The sequence below is a fragment of the Methylohalomonas lacus genome (assembly GCF_024808875.1).
GTDB classification, from domain to species: Bacteria; Pseudomonadota; Gammaproteobacteria; order Methylohalomonadales; family Methylohalomonadaceae; genus Methylohalomonas; species Methylohalomonas lacus.
Map to the genome: position 1 here is coordinate 13,173 of NZ_JANUCT010000001.1, position 19,659 is coordinate 32,831.

A 19,659-nucleotide genomic window follows, 5' to 3' on the forward strand; every position below is an offset into this window, starting at 1 on the left:
TCTATGCCGCGGACAGGTAAGGCTGGAACAGTGATTTGAGTTCACGGTTTTCCTCTGCAAACCAGTCTACAAGTGCCTCGATGTTTTCTTCCGCCGTGGAGTACTGGCGATCGTGCGAATTATTCTTCTCTCCGTCAATTCGATCAACGAGCCTCTGCATCTTCCAGGCGTTCTGAACGAACTGCTTTGCTTTGTCTTCTACGTCAGGCATCTCGAGATGTCCGTGCTGTTCGATCTCCCACTTGAACGTGTCGATCCGAGCCGCCAGTTTCCGGCTGCGTCTAACCTCTCCCATGTGATACAACGTCCAGTACGTGGAGCAGTAGTGCGAAAAGTGGTGCATCGCCTGAAACACCTGCAGTCGAAGAGGCCGCCGGCTTTCTCGCGTGGAAATCTCGTTAGCTCGCTTAGCCGCGTTCCGTGCGCCACGAGAGTAGATTGTGGAAAGCACCGCGACAAGTAAGGCGGCCAAGGCAATGAAATCGGTTGGCGACAGTGCCATCTTAAGCGGCATAACGCCTGTCTTCAGCCAGCAGCGGCATAGCGTAGCGAAGCCGCTGTCGGCTGCAAGGCATTGTTATGCATAAAATCACGACAACGCACCCCGGACCACCTGCGAGAGAGCGATCTTTAGCGTCTCAATCGTGAGCGCAGACCCGCGCTCTACAACAATACTCTTGGCCTTTTCCCAAATAGTATTGTTCCTGGCCGCATCAAGGAAGTCATGCCCCGCGGATGTCAAAGAGGTCGCCACCCACTCAGGACCATCATCTGTCGACCAGTTCTGCGCATCGATAAGACCGGCCTCGAACAAAAGCTTAATGTGGTAGACAACCTCGTGCTTCGATCGATCCGGTATATCTGGAATGACAGGCTCATCAAAGCTTTCCAGCTCTTCTAGCGCAACCAGAATATCCCGAGCGAGCTCGATATCACGTTTCATTCAGCCAGCCTCTCCAATTCTCGGCACGCATTATCGCCTTTGCTTAGCATCAACAGATTTCGAACCACACACATTTCAACCCAGCCGGAAATGTTGTTTGGCTGCACTGAAGCCTCAAACGCCTCATGATTAACGGAGCCATGATCACTGAACTCATATAACTCAACCCTGTCTCCAGCCCACTCGCCGCTCCATCCATCATTAGCGCCAACCATCTGAAAAATCTGCTGCTCGTCCTTCTCAAATCCTGCTACCTCCGCGCCATCGATTGACAAATTCTCTGCGGCTTGCCCGCAACCGAACAGAGCTAACAAGGCCACCAAAACTAGCGGATTCATCCTGCGCATGGCATTACCTCCTTATGCATAACGCTTCACATAAACGGCGCGAGGAACGAGCGTCCGGCGACCGTAGGGAGCGAATTTAATGTGATTGTTATATGCCATTCGGCACCCTCTCCAAGAACTTTCTTAGCAGGCATGCTGAATGCGTAAAATTTTCAAACTGGTCGTGCAGATCGTATGCCCACTTGACGCCATGAAAGAAATTATTTCTGAAACGATAAACTATGATCAGGCAACCGATCAGCTGAGAAGCTGAATCTACATTCTCACCGGTTAGCACCATACGCACCAAATCGGGGTTGTCATTGTTACGTAGATGGAGATTCTCAAAGCGTTGGTTCGTATTACCGCCATCAACATATCGGTTGGAGAAGTAGTCTAAATGTTCAGCGAACCAACCGCCGCGAATGATCTCCGGCTCAGCATTTTCGACTTTCTCAGAAATCTTCCTGACGGATGCATTGCTCCCCAACATTTGAGCCTCGAACAGCGTCCAGAGCAGCGTAAACCTTTGCAGCGCTTCATGCTCTTCAGGCGACAGGTTCGCAACACCAGGAGCGATCCTTTCAATATCGGCTAGCTGAACCACAGACCCTCCTTTGGCATATAACTTAAATTCGATGCCCTAAATGGCGTAATAAATCACCCCAATTTTGGGATCTAACATCAATGTTAATGCTCCATGTTGTTGTTTATACGTGCCTTTAATGAGTGTCTTAGAGCAAAATCGGACAAATAACAGAAGAGAAAACCAGACACGTATAACGCGTTTTCTCGCGCGTCACCACGTTGATGATTTCCCATCCCCCTGATTCTGGTGTCATGACCTTAGTAATTAATGGTTGCTCATAGGGACCATAGCGTCAATGTGATGCTCGGATGATGCAGCGCGACATTCCTGCTTATAGCTTTCTGCTTGGCGCTACCAGGCTGAAACCACGCAAAATCCTATTGTTTCCAGGTTCTGCTTTTTCCTGTGGGTGCCGGTGATGGCCATGCAGTGCGGTGACATACTGGTAGCGGTGTCACTCAGCAACCGGCAAAGCATCATCCTCGTCGAGTGTCGTTAACACGCGCAGGAAGATGCGGCCGTATTGCTTCAGCTTGTGCTGGCCGATGCCCGGCACCTGCGCCAGTTCATCCAGTGTGGTGGGGGCGTGGCGCAGCATCGCCGCTAACGTCGCGTCGTGGAATATGACGTAGGGCGGCACGCCTTCTTTCTGTGCCAGGTCGCGCCGGCACTGGCGCAGAGCTTCCCAGGCCGGGTCGTTCGCGGGTCGGTCGTCGTCGGCTTGATCGCTGCGGCTGTGTTTCTTCCGCGGCAGCTGGTCGCGGCGCAGCAGCAGGCTTTCCTCGCCGCGCAGGAGTGGTCTGCAGCTATCAGACAGTTGCAGGCCGCCGTGGCCGTCGGCGTCGGTCTGCAGGTGACCGCGCGCGAGCAGCTGCCGGATGACCGAGAGCCACGTCGCGCGCGGGTGTTCGCTGCCGATGCCGAACGTGCTCAGCTTGTCGTGGCCGAGCTGGGCCACGCGCGGGCTCTTGTGGCCTACCAATATATCGCTGGTATGGGCAGCGCCGAAGCGCTGGCCGCTGCGGTAGACGCAGGACAATGCCTTGCGCGCCGCCTCGGTCGCGTCCCAGCTTTCCGGCGGTGACTGACAGTTGTCGCACTGGCCGCAGTCGCCGGGATGGCTCTCGCCGAAGTAGCGCAGCAGTTCCTGATGGCGGCAGGCGCGGCTTTCGCAGAAGGCCAGCAGCGTCTCGAGCCGTTCGCGCTCGACCTGCTGCTGGTTGGCGTTGACCTCGGAGCGGGCGATGAGCTGGCGCACCTGGACGATGTCCTGCAGCGAATACACCAGCCAGGCATTGGCGGGCTGGCCGTCGCGGCCGGCACGGCCGGTTTCCTGGTAGTACGCCTCCAGGCTCTTGGGCAGATCGAGATGCGCGACGAAGCGCACGTCCGGCTTGTCGATGCCCATGCCGAAGGCGACCGTGGCAACAATAATAATGCCGTCCTCGCGCAGGAAACGCGTCTGGCAGTCCTCGCGCGCCTGCGCCGACAGGCCGGCGTGGTAGGGCAGCGCGGTCAGTCCCTGGTTCGTCAGCCACTCGGCCACCGCCTCGGTGCGCTTGCGGCTCAGGCAGTAGACGATGCCGGCATCGTTCGGGTGGTTCTTTCTAATGAACGCCAGCAGCTGGTCGTTGGCGCGATCCTTGATGCCGACCTGGTAATGGATGTTGGGCCGGTCGAAGCTGTCGATGAAACAGCCGGCGTCGTCGTCGAGTAATTGCTGCTGGATTTCGCCGCGGGTGCGCGCGTCGGCGGTGGCGGTCAGCGCCAGTCGCGGCACCGCCGGGAAGCGCTCGCCCAGCTGGCTGAGCTGCATGTACTCGGGTCGGAAGGCGTGACCCCACTGCGACACGCAGTGGGCCTCGTCGATGGCGAACAGGGCCAGGTCGATGCGTTCCAGTCGCGCCAGCATCGATGCACTGAGCAGTCGTTCCGGTGCGAGGTAGAGCAGGTCGAGCTCGCCGGCGTCCAGTTGCTGCTCGATGGCGCGGCGATCGTCGTCGTCGAGACCGGTATGCAGGCAGGCGGCGCGCACGCCGTAGCGTTCCAGCGCCGCGACCTGGTCGCGCATCAACGCGATCAGCGGCGACACCACCACCGCCGTGCCCGGCCGCAGCAATGCCGGGATCTGGTAACACAATGACTTGCCGCCGCCGGTGGGCATGAGCACCAGCGCGTTGCAGCCTTCGACAATGGCGTCGATGACGGCGCGTTGCTGGCCGCGAAACTCGCGCAGGCCGAAGACGTCGCGCAGCAGCGTCTCCGGTGTCGTCGGGGATGTGCTGGCGACGGCTTCAGGCATGTTCGGCTGGGCTACAGAAGGAAGGCGGCTGTTGTAACAGATTCATGTTTAATAATCGCGCGCGTGGGTTGGTGTTGTCGCTGCCTTCATTGTTGCCGTCCCTGTGTCCGTAGCCGGACCAAGTGTTCCATATACAGTACAGACTGTACCGCGGCGGTCCGCAATGACCCGTTCTTTTAGACGGTTGCAGCCGGCAACGCAACCGGTTTGTGCCTGTAAACGATTGTTTTACTGAATAATAACGCTATTGGCATTGCCATTGCATTTCCTGTTGCCACTGACTGCAGGCCCACAAGGGCTGCCGTGCCGCGTGGCCCGGTGGCCGGGGAGTTGCCGGTCTGCACGAACATGAATGCCCCGCACGGGGCGCCCATAAGGAATAACCGGAGGAATAGAGTAATGGCAAGCCCGACGAGAGAATCCGTACTCGATGAACGTCATCGCCAGCTGGGTTGCAACCTGGATGGCGAAATGTGGAACAGCATGGTCATGCCCTGGGACTATCACACCGATCCCTACGTCGAGATCGCTGTCATGCGCACCTGGGCGGGACTCTACGATGTCTCGGGTCTGTACGTGAAGCACGTCAAGGGTCCGGACGCCGAAGCGGTGGTCGATCACCTGGTGACCTGCGACTGCACGGCGCTCAAGCCCGGCCAGGCCGCGCTCGGTTGCGAGCTCAACGACCAGGGCCATATCGTCGACGATATCATGATCAGTCGCGATGGTCCGGATCATTTCCGCCTCACCCATGGTGAAGGCGCCACGCCCGAGAACCTCGACGCCAGCGCCGAAGGCCGCGACGTCACCATCGAGGACGACAACGACACGCATATCCTGTCGCTGCAGGGACCGCGCTCGCTGGCGATTCTTGATGCCGAAGCCGACGTCAACCTAGCCGATCTGAAGTATTTCCATCACACGCCGGCGAAGCTGTTCGGCAAGTCGGTGATCATCGGCCGCGGCGGCTACTCCGGCGAACTGGGCTACGAGATCTATTGCCACGCCGCCGATGCGCTGGAAATCTGGGATTCGATCCTCGATTCCGGTGAGGACGAGGGCGTTATGCCGTGTTCCTGGAACGCGCTGGATATTTCACGCGTGGAAGCCGGCCTGTTGTTCTTCCCGTTCGACATGCCGGAAGGCGACACCACGCCGTGGGAAATCAACTACGGCTGGTCGGTGTCCGACAAGGGCGACTACCGCGGCAAGGATGCAGTCATGGCGTCCAAGGGCAAGGAGCGCTTCAAGCAGGCCGGTATCTCGGTCGATCACACGGAAGCGATGGAAGTGGGTGACACCATCTACAAGGATGGCAAGGAAGTCGGCCGCGTCAACAGCCCGACCTTCAGCCAGCACCTGGTGCAGTCGATCGCGCTGGTGCACCTGGCCCATGAGGCGGCGGACCTCGGTACCGCCCTGGAAGTGGAACATGGTGGCAAGCGTTATCCGGCCACCGTCGTGCGTACGCCGTTCTATGATCCCATGCGTCTGCGTACCAACGGCCTCAAGTAAAGGTCGTGCAACCGCGCTTGTCGTTGCCGGAGATGGCGCGACACGGCGCGGTTGTTCTATGATTTGTCTAATCGCGCCCCGTTACGACGGGGCGTTCTGTTTGTGCCATGGCATGCCACGCTGCATGCCGGAGAGATCATGATGTCCAGCCGCTCGTTGGCCGAGGCCATGCGTAACGAACCGGATCACGCGCTGTTCGCGCTGCTCGAGGCTATCGGCAGTGCGGTGGTCGTCTGTGATGATGACGGCCGGACCGTGTTCGCCAATGCCGCGGCCCATGATCTGCTGGGTGAATCCATTGCCACGGCAACGTCGCTGGCGGGCAGCTTGCCGGCAGCCGAACAGGCGTCATTACGGCAATTGCTGGCCGACGCGGCCGGGCAGCACGACCTGCTGAAGCGCACGCTGCAGTTCCGCGATACCGGCGGTGCGCGGTCGCGCCTGCGGATCAGTGTGCGCCAGTTGCCGCGTCCGGATCGCTGCTGGCTGATCTGTACCCTGCAGCCGGAAGCCGCCGGCATGGCTGCGCCGCCGCCGGCCGTGGCGGCCGACGACACCATGCTCGCGCGCCTGCTCGACGGTTTCCCGGGGCTGGCCTATCGCGGCCGCGCCAGCGGCGACTGGGACATGACGCTGGTCAGCCAGGGTGGCCGGACATTGACCGGCTATCCACCGCAACAGCTGCAGGCGGGCGGCTCGGTCAATTATCGTGATTTGATTCATCGTGACGACCGCGCCCGCGTCTGGCAGGAACTGCATTCGGCCCTCGGCGAACAGCGCTGTTATCAATTGACCTATCGCATTCGTGCCGGCCACCAGACCGAGAAGTGGGTCTGGGAGCACGGCGTCGGCATCTACGACGGCGCCGAGCCGATGATCGAGGGTTTCATCGTCGACATCACCGACAGCAAGCGCGCCGAGTTCCGCATCCGCGAGGGCCAGCGCTCGCTGGCGACGCTGGTCAGCAACCTGCAGGGCATGGCCTATCGCTGCAGTCACACGCGCGAATGGGACATGTACTTCGTCAGTGACGGCTGCGCGCAGCTGACCGGTTACGCGTCGTCGGAACTGCTCTACAGTCGCAAGATCGCCTACGGCGATCTGGTGCATGCCGATGATCGCGACGCGGCGGTCGCCGAGGTCGAGCGCGCCGTGGCCGAGCACCGGCCGTTCCGCGTGGTCTACCGCATCATTACCGCCGGCGGCCAGGAAAAGCTGGTCTGGGACCAGGGCTCGGGCGTCTTCGCCGAGGACGGCAGCGTTACCGAGCTGGAAGGTTTCATCACCGAACTCGACAGTTCGATGTACCGCGCCGGCATCAAGCCGGACACGACGACCGCCGGTTCGTAACCCGGCAATCCGTCATCCCGGAAACGGCGTAGCTGTTATCCGGGATCCTGTCTTCGTTGTCATGGACCCCGGATAGCCTGTGGCTTCCGGGGTGACGGATTCTGAGGTTGTGTGCGTTTGGTGACGGCCTGGGTGCCTGGATTAATTACTGCTGTTCGCGCGGTGGTTTGATGTTGAAGGCGCGCATCTTGCGGTAGATGGTATTGCGGCTGACGTTGAAGCGTCGTGCGACACGGGTGATGTTCCAGTAGTCCTGTTCCAGTGATTGCAGCAGCGCCTGGCGCTCGGCCGACTGCAGCGGATTGATGTTTGTCGGCGCGGTGTCTTCTTCCCGGGTTGTGTCGGCCGGCGGTGTCGGCACAGGAACGGGGCAGACGTTGGCGGGCAGGTCCGCCACTGTAATGCGCTCGCCGTCGTGCAGTACCAGCAGGGTGCGCAACACGTTGCACAGCTGGCGCAGGTTGCCGGGCCAGTCGTAGGCCTCGAGCTGGTGCAGGGCGTCTTCTTCTATGGCGATCGGCTGACCCTGGTTTTCCAGGGTCAGCAGCTGTTCTATCAACTGGCGCTTGTCCTGGCGATCGCGCAATGCCGGCAGCGTGATCGGAATACCTTCCAGCCGGTAGTACAGGTCTTCGCGAAACTCGCCGGCCGCGATCATCGCCGGCAGATCGCGGTGCGTGGCGCTGATCAGGCGGATGTCGACCTTGACCGGCTGGTCGCCGCCCAGCGGCAGGACTTCGCGCTCTTCCAGCACCCGCAGCAGCCGGCTCTGCAGTGACAGGGGCATGTCCCCGATCTCGTCGAGAAACAGCGTGCCGCCGTCGGCCTGGACGATCTTGCCGCGGCTGCCCTCGCGGCGCGCACCGGTGAAGGCGCCGCCCTTGTAGCCGAACAGCTCGCTCTCGATCAGGGTCTCCGGTATCGAGGCGCAGTTCACCGCGATGTAGGGGGCGTTGGCACGGCCGCTGGCGTTGTGCAGGGCTTTCGCGAACAGTTCCTTGCCAGTGCCGGTTTCGCCGTACAGCAGCACGGGAATGTCGTGGTTCACCACGCGCCGGGCCTGCTGGATGTTGCGCTGCATGCTCGGGTCGTCGAACGCCAGATCCTCAAGCGCGACACTGCCGTCGCTGTGACGGGCGCCGCCCGGCGCGGTTGCCGCTGTGGCCGCAGCCTGCCGCCGACCGGTGCGAGCCGTTGCCTCGGGCGGATGCACCAGGGCGTAGAAGCGGCGGCCATGACCGGCTTCGTAGAGGGTCCGCGGGCGATTGTCATGGCCCGGTTCGTTCAGCGATTCCGGCGTCACGTTGAACACCTCGCCGATATTGCGGCCGAGCAGTTCCGCCACGCCGGCATGGCCGAGCTGATAGGCGGCGCTGCGATTGGCGGCCGTTATGTACCCCTCGTTATTGATGGCGATCAGGCCTTCGCCCGGAACCTGCAGCTGTTCGACGTGGTTGTGAAAACGCACGGTCAGCGCCGTGGATTGCGTTGTAAGCAGGTAGCGGTCCTCGATCTGCTCGGCGAGCATTTCCAGCAGCACGAGCGTGTGATCGGCGATGTGATCGGGTTTGCTGCAGGCGGCTAAAACACCCAGCAGCTCGCCGGCCGGATCGTACAGCGCTGCGGCGGCGCCACCGAGGGTCTGGTAGCGGGTCAGAAAGTGTTCCTGGCCGCGGATGATCAATGGTTCGCCTTCAACCAGGCAGGTCCCGAGGGCATTGGTGCCGCGGTTGGGTTCGTCCCAGAGCGCGCCCAGCGCCAGGCCGTGCTGGCGGGCGTGGCTGTTGAAGTCGGGATCGCCGGAGTAGTTGAGGATCACGCCCTGCGGGTCCGCCAGCAGCAACACGTGGCCGGTGCCGGCGGTGTAGCGTTGCAGGTTGGTGATCACGCGCTGGCTGATGGTCAGCAGATCGGCCAGCTGTTCCTGGCGGGCCTGCAATTGTTCGCCGGGCACGCGGTTGACGTCGGCCTCCGCGCCCGGGTCCAGGCCGTGCTCGTTCAGGCAGCGCCCCCAGGATCGGCTGACGTGCTGGGCCGCCAGCTTTTGCCGGCCGGCCACGACCGCGCGCACGAAGTCAGCATGGCTGGCGGTCTGTCGGCTCATCGTTCTGCCCTGTCCCGGGGCAGGGCCATGCGGTTGTGACGCAGTACAAATGTTCCGTTCATGGTACAGAGTGTGATCATTTGCATGCGTTTGTCACCCCCTTCAACCCGCCCTTGTAACCCGGCCGCCTGGGGCATTATCGGGGGAAATCCCTAATAAATTATATGAATCAAATAGTTATTTTATTATCCGGAGACGATTGTGCGCCCCGACGCCGGTCGGGTGTGACACAAAAGGCCGTCGCTGTGACTGGCATATTAATTGTATGTGAAATTATAGTAAAAATATTTTCCTATAAGTGAAGCATGCGTCCTGCCGTGCCCGGCAATACGCAGCTGGAGTTCAGTGGGAGGTTTTAACAATGATTGAAGGCATCAAGAGCAGACCCGTCTACAGCGATCTGCGACCCGACCTGGATGGTTCGCACCATCTCCTGGTCGCCGAGGGCGCCGGCGCCGAGGCGCTGGTGCGATTCTGCCACGCCTGGGACGCCGCCGGTGACCCGGACGCAGACTATGACATTCTTTATCACCCCGACGAGGATCGCCGGTGGATTGGCACGGTGAACGAGCTGGCCCGCGAGGCGGTGGCCGTGTTCGTCAACCGCGTGGGTCTGGAAAGCGTGCTGGCGCGACGCCTGGCTGCGGCCCGCATGGGACTGCGCCTGTACGTCGCCGGCAGCGAAGGTTTTATCTGGCGCGTGGTGGCGATCGCCCGCGAAGCCGGTCTGAGCGAGGACGCCATCCAGAAGGAACGCTGCGGTACGCAGGCCCGGCCGGTCAGCTGCGTGCATTGCAAGACCATAGCGGATGACGTCACCACGAATGTCTACCAGTGCCCCGGTTGCGGGCTGCACGTGTTCGTCCGCGATCATTTCTCGCGTCTTCTGGGCGCTTACCAGTCGGTGTGCGTCGACGCTGAAAACCCCGGCGAACTGCCCGAGATCGAGGAGGTGTACGCATGAGTCATCCCGCCCACATACCGGTCCGCGTGGCCAACGTTGAAACCGTCACGCCGTTTGTCAAAACGTTTACTTTCGAGCCGCGAAACGGCGCGACGCTGCCGCGGTTTTCCGCCGGCAGTCACGTCGTTGTCACCATGCCCGGCGACGAGCGTCCGTATCGCAACCCGTATTCGCTGATGAGTTCGCCGTTCGAACTGGACTACTACCAGGTATCCGTGCGGCGCGAGGACGAAGGTCGCGGCGGCTCGCTGTACATGCACGAGCGGGTCAGCATTGGTGATGAACTGGATATCTCGGCGCCGACCAACATGTTTGCGCTCCACCCGCTGGCGCGCCGGCACCTGTTGATCGCCGGCGGCATCGGCATTACGCCGTTTCTCGCCCAGCTGCACGAGCTCGAGCGCATGCAGGCCGATTACCAGATGCATTACGCCTTCCGTAACCAGGACAACGCCGCGTTTCACGATTATCTGCAGGACCACTACAGCGATCACCTGCATTGCTACGAAAGCGATAACGGCGTGACCCTCAATCCGGCGCGGCTGCTCGCCGACCAGCCCCTGGGTACGCATCTTTACGTCTGCGGACCGAAGGGCCTGCTGGAGGCCGTGACTGACACCGCGCGGCGCCTCGGCTGGCCGGAGAGCTGCATTCACTACGAGGAATTCGCGGCGCCGCCGGTGGGCAAACCGTTCACGGTTGAGCTGGCCAAAAGCGGCCGCAGCCTGGAAGTCGCCGGCAGCGCAACGGTGCTGGAGACGCTGGAGCAGGCCGGGCTGGAACCGAACTGCCTGTGCCGCGGCGGCGTCTGCGGCGAATGTGAAACGGTCGTGCTCGAAGGCGACATCGACCACAACGATCATTTTCTGTCCGACGAGGTCAAGGCCAGCAATGAACGCATGATGATCTGCGTTTCCAGGGCGCGCTCCGAGCGCCTGGTACTGGACCTGTAAACCGCCCGTTCACGATTGGAGAATTAATTATGTCCGCTCAGCTGCAAATCAACGATCCGAAGATCAAGCCGATAGAGACCTTTCGCGACGACTTCACCTATAGCAACAGTCCCGAAGCGATCCGTCGCTTTCCGTTCCCGTTCCACGAAGACAAGTACATGTACTCGGTGAATATCGAACCGCATAACGTCGGTCCGGCCGGGTCGGTCTTTGCACCGGCGTTCGATATCGACGAGCACTACCTGTCGGAAATCGAGGAACGCCGCCGCGTACTGGAAGAGGACCCGGGCCGCTGCGCCGTGCTGCCGCACATGATGGAAGCGCAGTGGGATACGCTGGAACTGCTGATGACCTCGCTGGCGCGTGATTACCCGCAGCACTTCAAGCTCGAACGTAACGGCGATCGCTGGACCTGGGAAAACCGTCTGCTCGGCATCAAGGATACCTTCACGTTCGACGATGCCAGCACGCTGCCGTACGAACCGTTCGAATACATCACCCGCCAGGTGCAGGGCGATTTCACCCTGCACGGTCAGCGCAACAACATGCTGTACATGGACGGTGGCATGGTGACCTGCCAGGCCGACTGGTCGCTGCAGTTCGACCTGGGCATGGATTTCTACGAGTGGCACGGGCCGGTACCGAAGGCGCACGAGATGGGTATTTTCGAACGCGCGCTCAAGTACCTGCTGAACCTGCAGGTGGGCCAGCCGGTGCGGCGCCTGAACTGGACCATGACGGTGCATCCGCGCATGGACACCTCGCCGGAGAATTATCACAAGTGGGGTATCGACCGCTCGCAGGTGACGGCGGACAACGTTGGCGAGCTGGCGCATCTGCGGGTCGAGCTGCAGTCGCTGTTCCGGCTGCCGCGCAGCAACGCCATCATCTTCAGCATCCGCTGCTATCTCATCAGCCTGAACGAGCTGGTGACGGTGCCGAAGTGGGCGCGGCGCTTTCACCGCGTGCACAAATCGCTGCCGCCGGAGCTGGCCGACTACAAGGGCTTCAGCGGTTACCAGCCCTACGTGATCGACTTTCTGTCACAGTACGACGACGGCGCGCCGACCTCGCCGGGGACGCAACCCGACTGAGCCTGACCGCTTGCAAAGCACCGCCGGTCCGAGCCTCTCCGGAGCCGGCGGTAACCACCGGGCCGCCCGGCGACAGTCTCCGGCTGTTCCGGGCGGTCTTTTTTTGTCCTGCCGGCGGTTTTCTGGCGGCAAGCGGCTTCCTCAAGATAAAAAAATATTCACTACAGTAATAATTTTTTCTTGAAGTTTCCTCATAGCAAAATTATTATAATCATAGTAAACACGGCCCGCGACCGGGTCGACCGGCGGCCGGTCGGCACGCCGCGCACATGCAGCGATTCGATGAAAAGCGAACGATTACAGGAGCTTGAGGATTAATGCCATTTGCATTACTGAAATATGGGCTCAGCGGTAAATACCCCAGCCAGCGCCATTTTCCGGTCCGTCCGGCGCTCAAGTCCAGCTACGACGTCGTCATCATCGGCGGTGGCGGCCACGGTCTGGCGGCAGCCTATTACCTGGCGAAGGACTGGGGCATCACCAACGTCGCGGTGCTGGAAAAGGGCTATCTTGCCGGCGGCAATACCGCCCGCAACACCACCATCGTGCGGTCGAATTACCTGACGCCCGAGGGCGTGCGCTTCTATGACGAGTCGCGCCAGCTGTTCAGCGACCTCAGCCACGAACTCGACTATAACATCCTCTATTCCGAACGCGGCCACCTGACCCTGGCGCACAACGACGCGGCGATGCGCACCAGCCGCTGGCGCGCCGAGGTCAACAAGCATATGGGCGTCGATTCGGAACTCGTCTACCCGGACGAGATCGCCAAAATCTGTCCGCAGCTCAACCTGTCGCGCGACGTGCACCACCCGATCGAGGGCGCGCTGTATCACCCGCCCGGCGCCATCGCCCGCCATGACGGCGTCGCCTGGGGTTACGCCAAAGGCGCGACCGAGCGCGGCGTCGAATTGCACACCCATACCGAGGTGACCGGCCTGAAGGTGAATAACGACGAGGTCACGCAGGTGGAAACCGACCGCGGCACGATCAAGGCAGGCGTGGTGCTGCAGGCGGTCGCCGGCATGAGCTCGGAAGTCGCGCGCATGGCCGGGCTGAAACTGCCGATCAAGACCATTCCGCTGCAGGCCTGCGTATCCGAACCGGTGAAGCCGTATCTCGACAGCATCGTCGTGTCCGGCTCGCTGCATACCTATGTCTCGCAGTCGTCGCGCGGTGAAATGGTCATGGGCTCGGCCGCCGATCCTTACGGGCTCTATTCGACGCGCTCGACGCTCGAATTCAAGGAAGACCTGATGATGAACATGCTCGAACTGCTGCCGTGTCTGGCCAGTCTGCGCGTGCTGCGCCAGTGGGCCGGCATGGCCGACATGACGCCGGACTTCAGCCCGGTCATGGGCGAGACGCCGCTGAAGAATTACTACATCGACGCCGGCTGGGGCACCTGGGGCTTCAAGGCCACCCCGGTGAGCGGCAAGCGCATGGCCGAGACGATCGCCACCCGCCAGGTGCCGGATCTCATCAAACCCTTTGCCCTGTCGCGGTTCGAGCGCTTTGCCCAGGTGGGCGAGCGCGGTGCCGCCTCGGTCGGACATTAAAAAGGAAAGACGCCATGAAGATCATGCCCTGTCCCCTGAACGGTCCGCGCAACATTGCCGAGTTTGTCTGCGGCGGCGAAGTGAAGGCCATGCCGCACCCAAGCCAGGCCGGCGATGCCGAGTGGGCCGACTACCTGTTTCTGGAAGACAACACGCTGGGCTTCGTCACCGAGTGGTGGCTGCATGTGGCCAGCGGTTACTGGTTCATTGCCGAGCGGCATACGGCCAGCAACGAAATCATCCGTACCTATCCGGCCAGCGAGTTGTTCAGTCAGCGCGTCGAATTTCAGGAGAATAATGAATGAGTGACAGTACCCGCCTGCCGGCACCGGCCGGCAGCCTCATCGATCGTTCCGCAACGCGCACGTTCACCTTTGAAGGCCGGCAGTACACTGGCTACGCGGGCGACACGATCGCCAGCGCCCTGCTCGCCAATGGCGTCAATGTACTGTCGCGTTCGTTCAAGTATCACCGGCCGCGCGGGCCGCTGGTGTTCAACGGCCAGGACACCAACTGCTTTCTGCAGGTTGGCAGCACGCCGAACGTGCGCGCCGATCGCGCGCCGTTGACGGAAGGCCTGAACGCGACGCCGCAGAATGTCTTTGGCAGCCTGCGCTTCGATTTCGGCAGTGCGGTCGGCCTGCTGGCGCCGTTTCTGCCGGTGGGTTTCTACTACAAGGCCTTTTACAAGCCGCGCGGCGCCTGGCGTTTCTGGGAGCCGGTCATCCGCCGCATGGCCGGGCTCGGCAAACTCGATCACGACGCCAGGCCTGCCTATCGCGACAAGGCCTACCGCTTTGCCGACACGGTCGTCATCGGCGCTGGTCCGGCCGGGCTGGCGGCGGCGCTGGAAGCCTCGAGTCACGGTGCCAGCGTCATGCTGGTCGAGGCCGGACCGCGGCTTGGCGGTTCGCTGAACTATGCCCGCTTCATGGTCGAGCGCGATCGCGTGGTCACTGCCCGCGATGAACTCGTCGCGGCGGTTGAAGCAGATCCCAATATAGAAGTACTGACCGACGCCGCCTGCACCGGCTGGTTCGACGACAACTGGCTGGCGGTGATGCTGGAAGAACGTCTGCTGAAAGTGCGGGCGAAGTCGGTGGTGATCGCCAGCGGTTCGATCGAACAGCCGATGGTCTTTCGCAACAACGATCTGCCCGGCGTCATGCTCGGCTCGGCGGCGCAGCGGCTGATGCGCGAGTATGCGATCCAGCCCGGCCGGCGCGCGGTGGTGGCAACGGCGAACAGCGACGGTTACGGCGTCGCGCTGGATCTGCTCGACCACGGTGTCGAGGTTGCCGCCGTGGTCGATCTGCGGGCGGTGCCGCCGGACTGTGAATTGTCCCGGGCGGTTGCCGAGCGCGGTGTGCGCATCATCACCGGCCATACGCCGTACGAGGCGCTGCCAGCCGGCGGCAAGCGCGGCATCCGCGGCGTGGTGATCGATGCCCTGGGTCACGGCTCCGGCCTGGTCGCCGGTCAGCCGCAGACGATCGACTGCGATCTGCTGTGTACCTCGATCGGTTATACGCCCGCCGGCCAGCTGGTGTGTCACTCCGGCGGCGCACTCGCCTACGACGAAAAGCTCGCCATGCTCACCATCGAGCAGCTGCCGGGTGACACGGCCGCCGCGGCCGGCTCGGTCAATACCGTGTTCAACCTCTATGCGGTATTCGAGGACGGCCGCCATGCCGGCTGGTCGGCGGCCCGCGCCGCCGGTCTCGCCGTCGGCGCCGAACCCGGCCGCGAGCATGAATCCGATGCCGGGACGCAGAATCATCCGTGGCCGATCTTCCCGCATCCGAAGGGCAAGGACTTCATCGATTTCGACGAGGACCTGCAGGTGAAGGACATCCTGCACGCGATCGAGGACGGCTATGACGACCTGGATCTGGTCAAGCGCTACTCGACCGTGGTCATGGGTCCGTCGCAGGGACGTTATTCGGCGCTGAATACATTGCGCGTGGCCACTAGGGCCACCGGTCGCGAACTGCACGGTGCGCGCGTGACCACCCAGCGGCCACCGTTCGAGCCGGAGACGATCAACAATCTCGCCGGCCGCGCGTTCCAGCCGGTCAAGTACACACCCATGCACCAGCGTCATGTCGATGCCGGCGCCGAGCTCATCAGCGCCGGTGCCTGGCTGCGCCCGGCCTATTACGGCGACCGCGATCAGGTGGCGGCGGCGATCGAGCGCGAGGCGCGCGCGATCCGCGAGGGCGTCGGCCTGATCGATGTGTCGACGCTGGGCAAGATCGAGATCCGCGGCCCGGACGCGGCCGAGTTTCTCAACCGGGTCTACACCTTTGCCTACGTCAAGCAGCCGATCGGCAAGACGCGCTATCTGCTGATGACCGAGGCCAGCGGTGCCATCACCGACGATGGCGTCGCCTGTCGGCTGGCCGAGGATCATTTTTACGTGACGGCCACCACCGGCGGTGTCGATGCGGTCTATCGCAACATGATGCGGTTGAATGCCGAGTGGTGCCTGCAGATCGACATCACCAACGTCACCGGTGCCTGGGCGGCAGTCAACCTGGCCGGGCCCGAATCGCGCAAGGTGCTGGAGAAGCTGACCGACGACATCGACTGTTCCAGCGAGGGCTTCCCGTACCTGTTCTACCGCGAGGGTCACGTCGCCGGCGTGCCGGCACGGCTGGCGCGGGTCGGCTTCGTCGGTGAACTCGGCTACGAGATTCACGTGCCGGCCGGTTACGGCGAACATCTCTGGGACGCGATCCTGGCGGCCGGCGCCGACCACGGCATTCGCCCCGTCGGCGTCGAGGCGCAGCGCTTGTTGCGGCTGGAGAAAGGCCATCTGATCGTCGGCCAGGATACTGACGGCCTGACGACGCCGCACGAGGCCGGCATGGCCTGGGCGGTCGCCGGCAAGAAACCCTTCTTCGTCGGCAAGCGCGCCGTCGAGGTGCTGGCGCGCGGGCCACTGACGCGTCAGCTGGCCGGCTTCGAACTGCCGGCCGGCAGCCCGGTGCCGCAAGAGTGCAACATCGTCGTGCGCGGCGAAGAGATCACCGGCCGGGTCACCTCGGCGGCGGCGTCGCCGACGCTGAACAAGGTTATCGGCCTGGCCTATGTCGCTCCCGATCAGAGCGAGCCGGGCACGACCATACAGATCAAGCTGTCCGACGGCCGGCTGCTGCCGGCAAAGATCGTCACCGCGCCGTTTTACGATCCGGACAGCGAACGCCAGGCGCTGTAACGAGGAATGGAGATCATGAACCAGAATACCGTCACTCCCGAAGCGCAGCCGTACCGGAGCTTTGTCTACCGCCAGCTGCAGGCCGCCGGCGCGCATTTCAGCCACTGCCGGCAGGCAGCCATCGCCGCCGGTTACGCCGGTGCCGACATCGAACAGGCGCGCCTGCAGCGCCTGGCGCTGGCCGACCTGTCGCCGTTGCCGCGGCTCGGATTCAAGGGCGTCGGCGTGCCCGCCTGGCTGCAGGGTCAGGGCGTCAACATGCCCGAGACGGCCAACACGGCCGTGGCCGATCCGCAGTACGGTCTGGTCGCGCGGCTCGGTTATAACGAACTGTTGTTGCTCGGCCGTGACGCGGCGCAGGGCGACGCCCAGGAACGCCTCGCCGCGACCTGGCAGGCCGGCGCGGATATCCCGGCGCAGGGCAACCTGCTGCTGCGCGCGCACAGCCATGCCTGCTTCGGCCTGTACGGCGCGTTCGCCGACCAGGTGCTGGCGAAACTCTGTGCCGTCGACCTGCGGCCGCGGACATTTGCCCAGCACGCTGCCGCCCTGACGTCCGTAGCCCGTGTTGGCGCCATCATCATTCGTGACGACGTCGCCGGGGTGACGGGCTATCAATTGCTGGTCGACGGCAGTTACGCGGTCTACCTGCTGGATTGCCTGAGCGATGCCATGACCGAATTCGACGGTGATTTTATCGGTCTTGATACCCTGGCGGCGGCTGCCGGCTGAGCGGCTCCGGCCCCAATTGCCACGGGTAGGGGGCGATACTATAGTGTCGCCGATACTTACCAGCCAGGATGCCCGGAAAAGGATGACGGAAAAGAAAAAGAGTCGCGCCAGAAGCGTTCCTGCCGAGGCGGATACCGAACAGCAACTCGACGATGGGCAGGGCTCGGCGTTGTCTACCGCGGACGAGGCGTCGCGGCTGGAAATGGCGATCGGCCGCGAAGTGCGGGCGTTTCGTACCCATATGGGCATGACCGTGGTGGAACTGGCCAAGGAGGCCGGCCTGTCCTCCGGCATGCTGTCGAAGATCGAAAACGGCATGACCTCGCCGTCGCTGTACACTATCCAGGCACTGTGCCGTGCCCTGAACATTCCCGTGACCTCCCTGTTCCGGCGTTTCGAGGAACAGCGTGACGCCACCTTTGTGCGCGCCGGCGAGGGCCTGATCACCGAGCGCCGCGGTAGCCGGGCCGGCCACCAGTACCAGCTGCTGGGCCAGTCGATCGGCGGCGACGTCTACGTGCATCCCTATCTCGTGACCATGACCGAGGAGTCGGACGTCTTTCCGCTATTCCAGCACGAGGGGGTCGAATTCATCTACATCCTTGAGGGCGAAGTGGCGTATCGCTACGCCGACAAGACCTACCAGATGAAACCGGGCGACTCGCTGTTTTTCGACGGCGATGCCCCGCACGGGCCCGAGCACTTGACCCAGTGTCCGATCCGGCTGCTGTCGATCATCTGCCGGGCCGGTACCGACTAGGGCAGCCGCCCAGCCCGGCAGTCGCGGCGGTAAAAACAGGCCGGCAGCAGCGATCCTGGCGATCGCATGTTGCAGTGCATTTGTTCAGGTCACGGGCAATTTTTTCACCCGCCGTTCCCGGCCGGATTCCCCGTCTGGCTGTAAAATCTTTTTTATTCAATACCCTGCAGCATATTCCCGCTTTTTCATTTCAGGAATTTTTTTTTCATCACAGGTTGTTTTTTCACTGTTGTTAAAGTATGTTTCCTAACAGTGTTTTTTGGTAACTAGCCCGTCCGGCCCGACCGGGGACCGGATCAACGACAATTTAGGTGAGTCTATGTGCGGAATAGTAGGTTTATTCATCAAGAACCCGGCCATGGAGGCCAACCTGGGAAACTGGCTGTCGGACATGCTGATTGAGATGACCGATCGCGGCCCCGACAGTGCCGGTATCGCTATCTACAGAAATCCGGTCGCCGCCAACCAGACGAAAATAACCTTGCTCAGCCGGGACGAGGATATCGACTGGAAAAAACTGGGCGAGCAGCTGAAAAAAGATTTGCATGCAGCGTTCGAGATCGAACCCGTTCTCAATCACGCCATTGTCACGACAGATGCAAACGCTGACGACATAAAAACCTGGCTGGAACAGAACCGCCCGGAAATACTGGTCAATGCCTCCGGCAAGGTCATTGAGGCCTATAAGCAGATCGGTCTGCCCGAAAACCTGATCGAACGGTTCAATGTCCGCAAGATGCAGGGCACCCATGCGCTGGGCCACTCCCGCATGGCCACGGAGAGTAATGTGACCACCGAACATTCCCATCCTTTTGCCACGGGTGAGGATCTTTGCCTGGTTCATAACGGTTCCCTGTCCAACCATAACCGTCTGCGTACATTTCTCAGGGATCAGAAAATCAAATTCCAGACCGACAATGACAGTGAAGTGGCGGCGGGATATCTGACCTGGAGGCTGCGTGAGGGCGACAGCCTGGAACAGGCGCTTGAGGCAGCGATGAAAGACCTGGATGGCTTTTATACATTCGCCATCGGTACACAAGACGGCTTTGCCGTGTTGCGGGACCCGATTGGCTGCAAGCCCGCTGTTATGGCGGAAACTGATGACTGGGCCGCCATGGCTTCGGAGTTCCGTGCCATCGAGTGCCTGCCCGGCGCAGAGTCCGCGAAGATCTGGGAACCCGAGCCCAGCAGAATATACAGCTGGCAACGGGACTGATTGTCGTTATGGCGATTTTTGCGCCATAC

The 19,659-nt window shown here is 61.8% G+C and carries 17 protein-coding genes; 11 read left to right on the plus strand and 6 right to left on the minus strand.

Annotated elements, in window-relative coordinates; translation table 11 throughout:
* Position 1: 1 nt before the first annotated feature.
* The 5 genes from J2T55_RS00045 to recQ all read right to left on the minus strand — a co-directional run bounded on the left by J2T55_RS00045 (position 2) and on the right by recQ (position 4,160).
* The gene (locus J2T55_RS00045) at positions 2-514 is read right to left on the minus strand and encodes a hypothetical protein (protein ID WP_259053243.1); all 513 of its coding nucleotides are present in this window, start codon (positions 512-514) and stop codon (positions 2-4) included.
* 75 nt (positions 515-589) lie between these two features.
* Complete coding sequence (locus tag J2T55_RS00050; RefSeq protein WP_259053245.1) at positions 590-943, minus strand: DUF2513 domain-containing protein; 354 nt, start codon at positions 941-943, stop codon at positions 590-592.
* Positions 940-1,290 (minus strand): hypothetical protein, encoded by a 351-nt coding sequence (locus J2T55_RS00055; protein ID WP_259053247.1) that lies wholly within the window; start codon positions 1,288-1,290, stop codon positions 940-942. Before J2T55_RS00055 ends, J2T55_RS00050 begins: the two co-directional genes overlap by 4 nt.
* A gap of 88 nt (positions 1,291-1,378) precedes the next feature.
* Entirely contained in the window at positions 1,379-1,876 is a 498-nt protein-coding gene (locus J2T55_RS00060) for a hypothetical protein (RefSeq protein ID WP_259053249.1), read from the minus strand.
* A gap of 436 nt (positions 1,877-2,312) precedes the next feature.
* Entirely contained in the window at positions 2,313-4,160 is a 1,848-nt protein-coding gene (gene recQ, locus J2T55_RS00065; RefSeq protein ID WP_259053251.1) for a DNA helicase RecQ, read from the minus strand.
* 399 nt (positions 4,161-4,559) lie between these two features.
* Between recQ and J2T55_RS00070 the strand changes: the two genes are divergently transcribed.
* Together J2T55_RS00070 and J2T55_RS00075 are read left to right on the plus strand one after the other, a co-directional pair.
* Positions 4,560-5,675 (plus strand): aminomethyltransferase family protein, encoded by a 1,116-nt coding sequence (locus J2T55_RS00070; protein WP_259053253.1) that lies wholly within the window; start codon positions 4,560-4,562, stop codon positions 5,673-5,675.
* A 138-nt stretch (positions 5,676-5,813) separates the two neighbouring features.
* Positions 5,814-7,025: a PAS domain-containing protein gene (locus tag J2T55_RS00075; protein WP_259053254.1), complete on the plus strand. Its 1,212-nt coding sequence runs from the start codon at positions 5,814-5,816 to the stop codon at positions 7,023-7,025.
* Positions 7,026-7,170: 145 nt separating this feature from the next.
* Here J2T55_RS00075 and J2T55_RS00080 read toward each other — a convergent pair whose 3' ends face one another.
* Positions 7,171-9,129 carry a sigma-54-dependent Fis family transcriptional regulator gene (locus tag J2T55_RS00080; RefSeq protein ID WP_259053256.1) on the minus strand — a complete coding sequence of 653 codons (1,959 nt, stop codon included), beginning with the start codon at positions 9,127-9,129 and terminating at the stop codon, positions 7,171-7,173.
* Between the two features lie 361 nt (positions 9,130-9,490).
* Here J2T55_RS00080 and J2T55_RS00085 point away from each other — a divergent pair, with 361 nt between their 5' ends.
* The 9 genes from J2T55_RS00085 (at position 9,491) to J2T55_RS00125 (ending at position 19,630) form a co-directional block, all read left to right on the plus strand.
* Complete coding sequence (locus J2T55_RS00085) at positions 9,491-10,093, plus strand: dimethylamine monooxygenase subunit DmmA family protein (protein WP_259053259.1); 603 nt, start codon at positions 9,491-9,493, stop codon at positions 10,091-10,093.
* A complete protein-coding gene (locus J2T55_RS00090) occupies positions 10,090-11,046 on the plus strand; it encodes a PDR/VanB family oxidoreductase (RefSeq protein WP_259053262.1) in 957 nt (318 codons plus the stop codon). The genes J2T55_RS00085 and J2T55_RS00090 overlap by 4 nt, the downstream gene beginning before the upstream one ends.
* 29 nt (positions 11,047-11,075) lie before the next feature.
* Entirely contained in the window at positions 11,076-12,140 is a 1,065-nt protein-coding gene (locus J2T55_RS00095; RefSeq protein ID WP_259053264.1) for a heme-dependent oxidative N-demethylase family protein, read from the plus strand.
* A 317-nt stretch (positions 12,141-12,457) separates the two neighbouring features.
* Positions 12,458-13,699, plus strand: coding sequence for an FAD-dependent oxidoreductase (locus J2T55_RS00100; protein WP_259053266.1), 1,242 nt, complete (start codon positions 12,458-12,460; stop codon positions 13,697-13,699).
* A 14-nt stretch (positions 13,700-13,713) separates the two neighbouring features.
* Positions 13,714-14,004 carry a sarcosine oxidase subunit delta gene (locus J2T55_RS00105; protein ID WP_259053268.1) on the plus strand — a complete coding sequence of 97 codons (291 nt, stop codon included), beginning with the start codon at positions 13,714-13,716 and terminating at the stop codon, positions 14,002-14,004.
* Entirely contained in the window at positions 14,001-16,919 is a 2,919-nt protein-coding gene (locus J2T55_RS00110; RefSeq protein WP_259053270.1) for a 2Fe-2S iron-sulfur cluster-binding protein, read from the plus strand. The genes J2T55_RS00105 and J2T55_RS00110 overlap by 4 nt, the downstream gene beginning before the upstream one ends.
* Positions 16,920-16,934: 15 nt before the next feature.
* On the plus strand, positions 16,935-17,651 hold the full coding sequence (locus tag J2T55_RS00115; RefSeq protein ID WP_259053272.1) for an aminomethyltransferase family protein: 717 nt from the start codon (positions 16,935-16,937) through the stop codon (positions 17,649-17,651).
* 82 nt (positions 17,652-17,733) lie between these two features.
* A complete protein-coding gene (locus J2T55_RS00120; RefSeq protein WP_259053273.1) occupies positions 17,734-18,411 on the plus strand; it encodes a helix-turn-helix domain-containing protein in 678 nt (225 codons plus the stop codon).
* A gap of 319 nt (positions 18,412-18,730) precedes the next feature.
* Positions 18,731-19,630, plus strand: coding sequence for a class II glutamine amidotransferase domain-containing protein (locus J2T55_RS00125; protein WP_259053275.1), 900 nt, complete (start codon positions 18,731-18,733; stop codon positions 19,628-19,630).
* Positions 19,631-19,659 lie beyond the last annotated feature (29 nt).

Excerpts from the sequence above, each read along its gene's own strand:
- J2T55_RS00045 (WP_259053243.1), bottom strand. The coding sequence starts at position 514 with ATGCCGCTTAAGATGGCACTGTCGCCAACCGATTTCATTGCCTTGGCC.
- J2T55_RS00050 (WP_259053245.1), bottom strand. The coding sequence starts at position 943 with ATGAAACGTGATATCGAGCTCGCTCGGGATATTCTGGTTGCGCTAGAA.
- J2T55_RS00055 (WP_259053247.1), bottom strand. The coding sequence starts at position 1,290 with ATGCGCAGGATGAATCCGCTAGTTTTGGTGGCCTTGTTAGCTCTGTTC.
- recQ (WP_259053251.1), bottom strand. The coding sequence starts at position 4,160 with ATGCCTGAAGCCGTCGCCAGCACATCCCCGACGACACCGGAGACGCTG.
- J2T55_RS00070 (WP_259053253.1), top strand. The coding sequence starts at position 4,560 with ATGGCAAGCCCGACGAGAGAATCCGTACTCGATGAACGTCATCGCCAG.
- J2T55_RS00075 (WP_259053254.1), top strand. The coding sequence starts at position 5,814 with ATGATGTCCAGCCGCTCGTTGGCCGAGGCCATGCGTAACGAACCGGAT.
- J2T55_RS00080 (WP_259053256.1), bottom strand. The coding sequence starts at position 9,129 with ATGAGCCGACAGACCGCCAGCCATGCTGACTTCGTGCGCGCGGTCGTG.
- J2T55_RS00085 (WP_259053259.1), top strand. The coding sequence starts at position 9,491 with ATGATTGAAGGCATCAAGAGCAGACCCGTCTACAGCGATCTGCGACCC.
- J2T55_RS00090 (WP_259053262.1), top strand. The coding sequence starts at position 10,090 with ATGAGTCATCCCGCCCACATACCGGTCCGCGTGGCCAACGTTGAAACC.
- J2T55_RS00095 (WP_259053264.1), top strand. The coding sequence starts at position 11,076 with ATGTCCGCTCAGCTGCAAATCAACGATCCGAAGATCAAGCCGATAGAG.
- J2T55_RS00100 (WP_259053266.1), top strand. The coding sequence starts at position 12,458 with ATGCCATTTGCATTACTGAAATATGGGCTCAGCGGTAAATACCCCAGC.
- J2T55_RS00105 (WP_259053268.1), top strand. The coding sequence starts at position 13,714 with ATGAAGATCATGCCCTGTCCCCTGAACGGTCCGCGCAACATTGCCGAG.
- J2T55_RS00110 (WP_259053270.1), top strand. The coding sequence starts at position 14,001 with ATGAGTGACAGTACCCGCCTGCCGGCACCGGCCGGCAGCCTCATCGAT.
- J2T55_RS00115 (WP_259053272.1), top strand. The coding sequence starts at position 16,935 with ATGAACCAGAATACCGTCACTCCCGAAGCGCAGCCGTACCGGAGCTTT.
- J2T55_RS00120 (WP_259053273.1), top strand. The coding sequence starts at position 17,734 with ATGACGGAAAAGAAAAAGAGTCGCGCCAGAAGCGTTCCTGCCGAGGCG.
- J2T55_RS00125 (WP_259053275.1), top strand. The coding sequence starts at position 18,731 with ATGTGCGGAATAGTAGGTTTATTCATCAAGAACCCGGCCATGGAGGCC.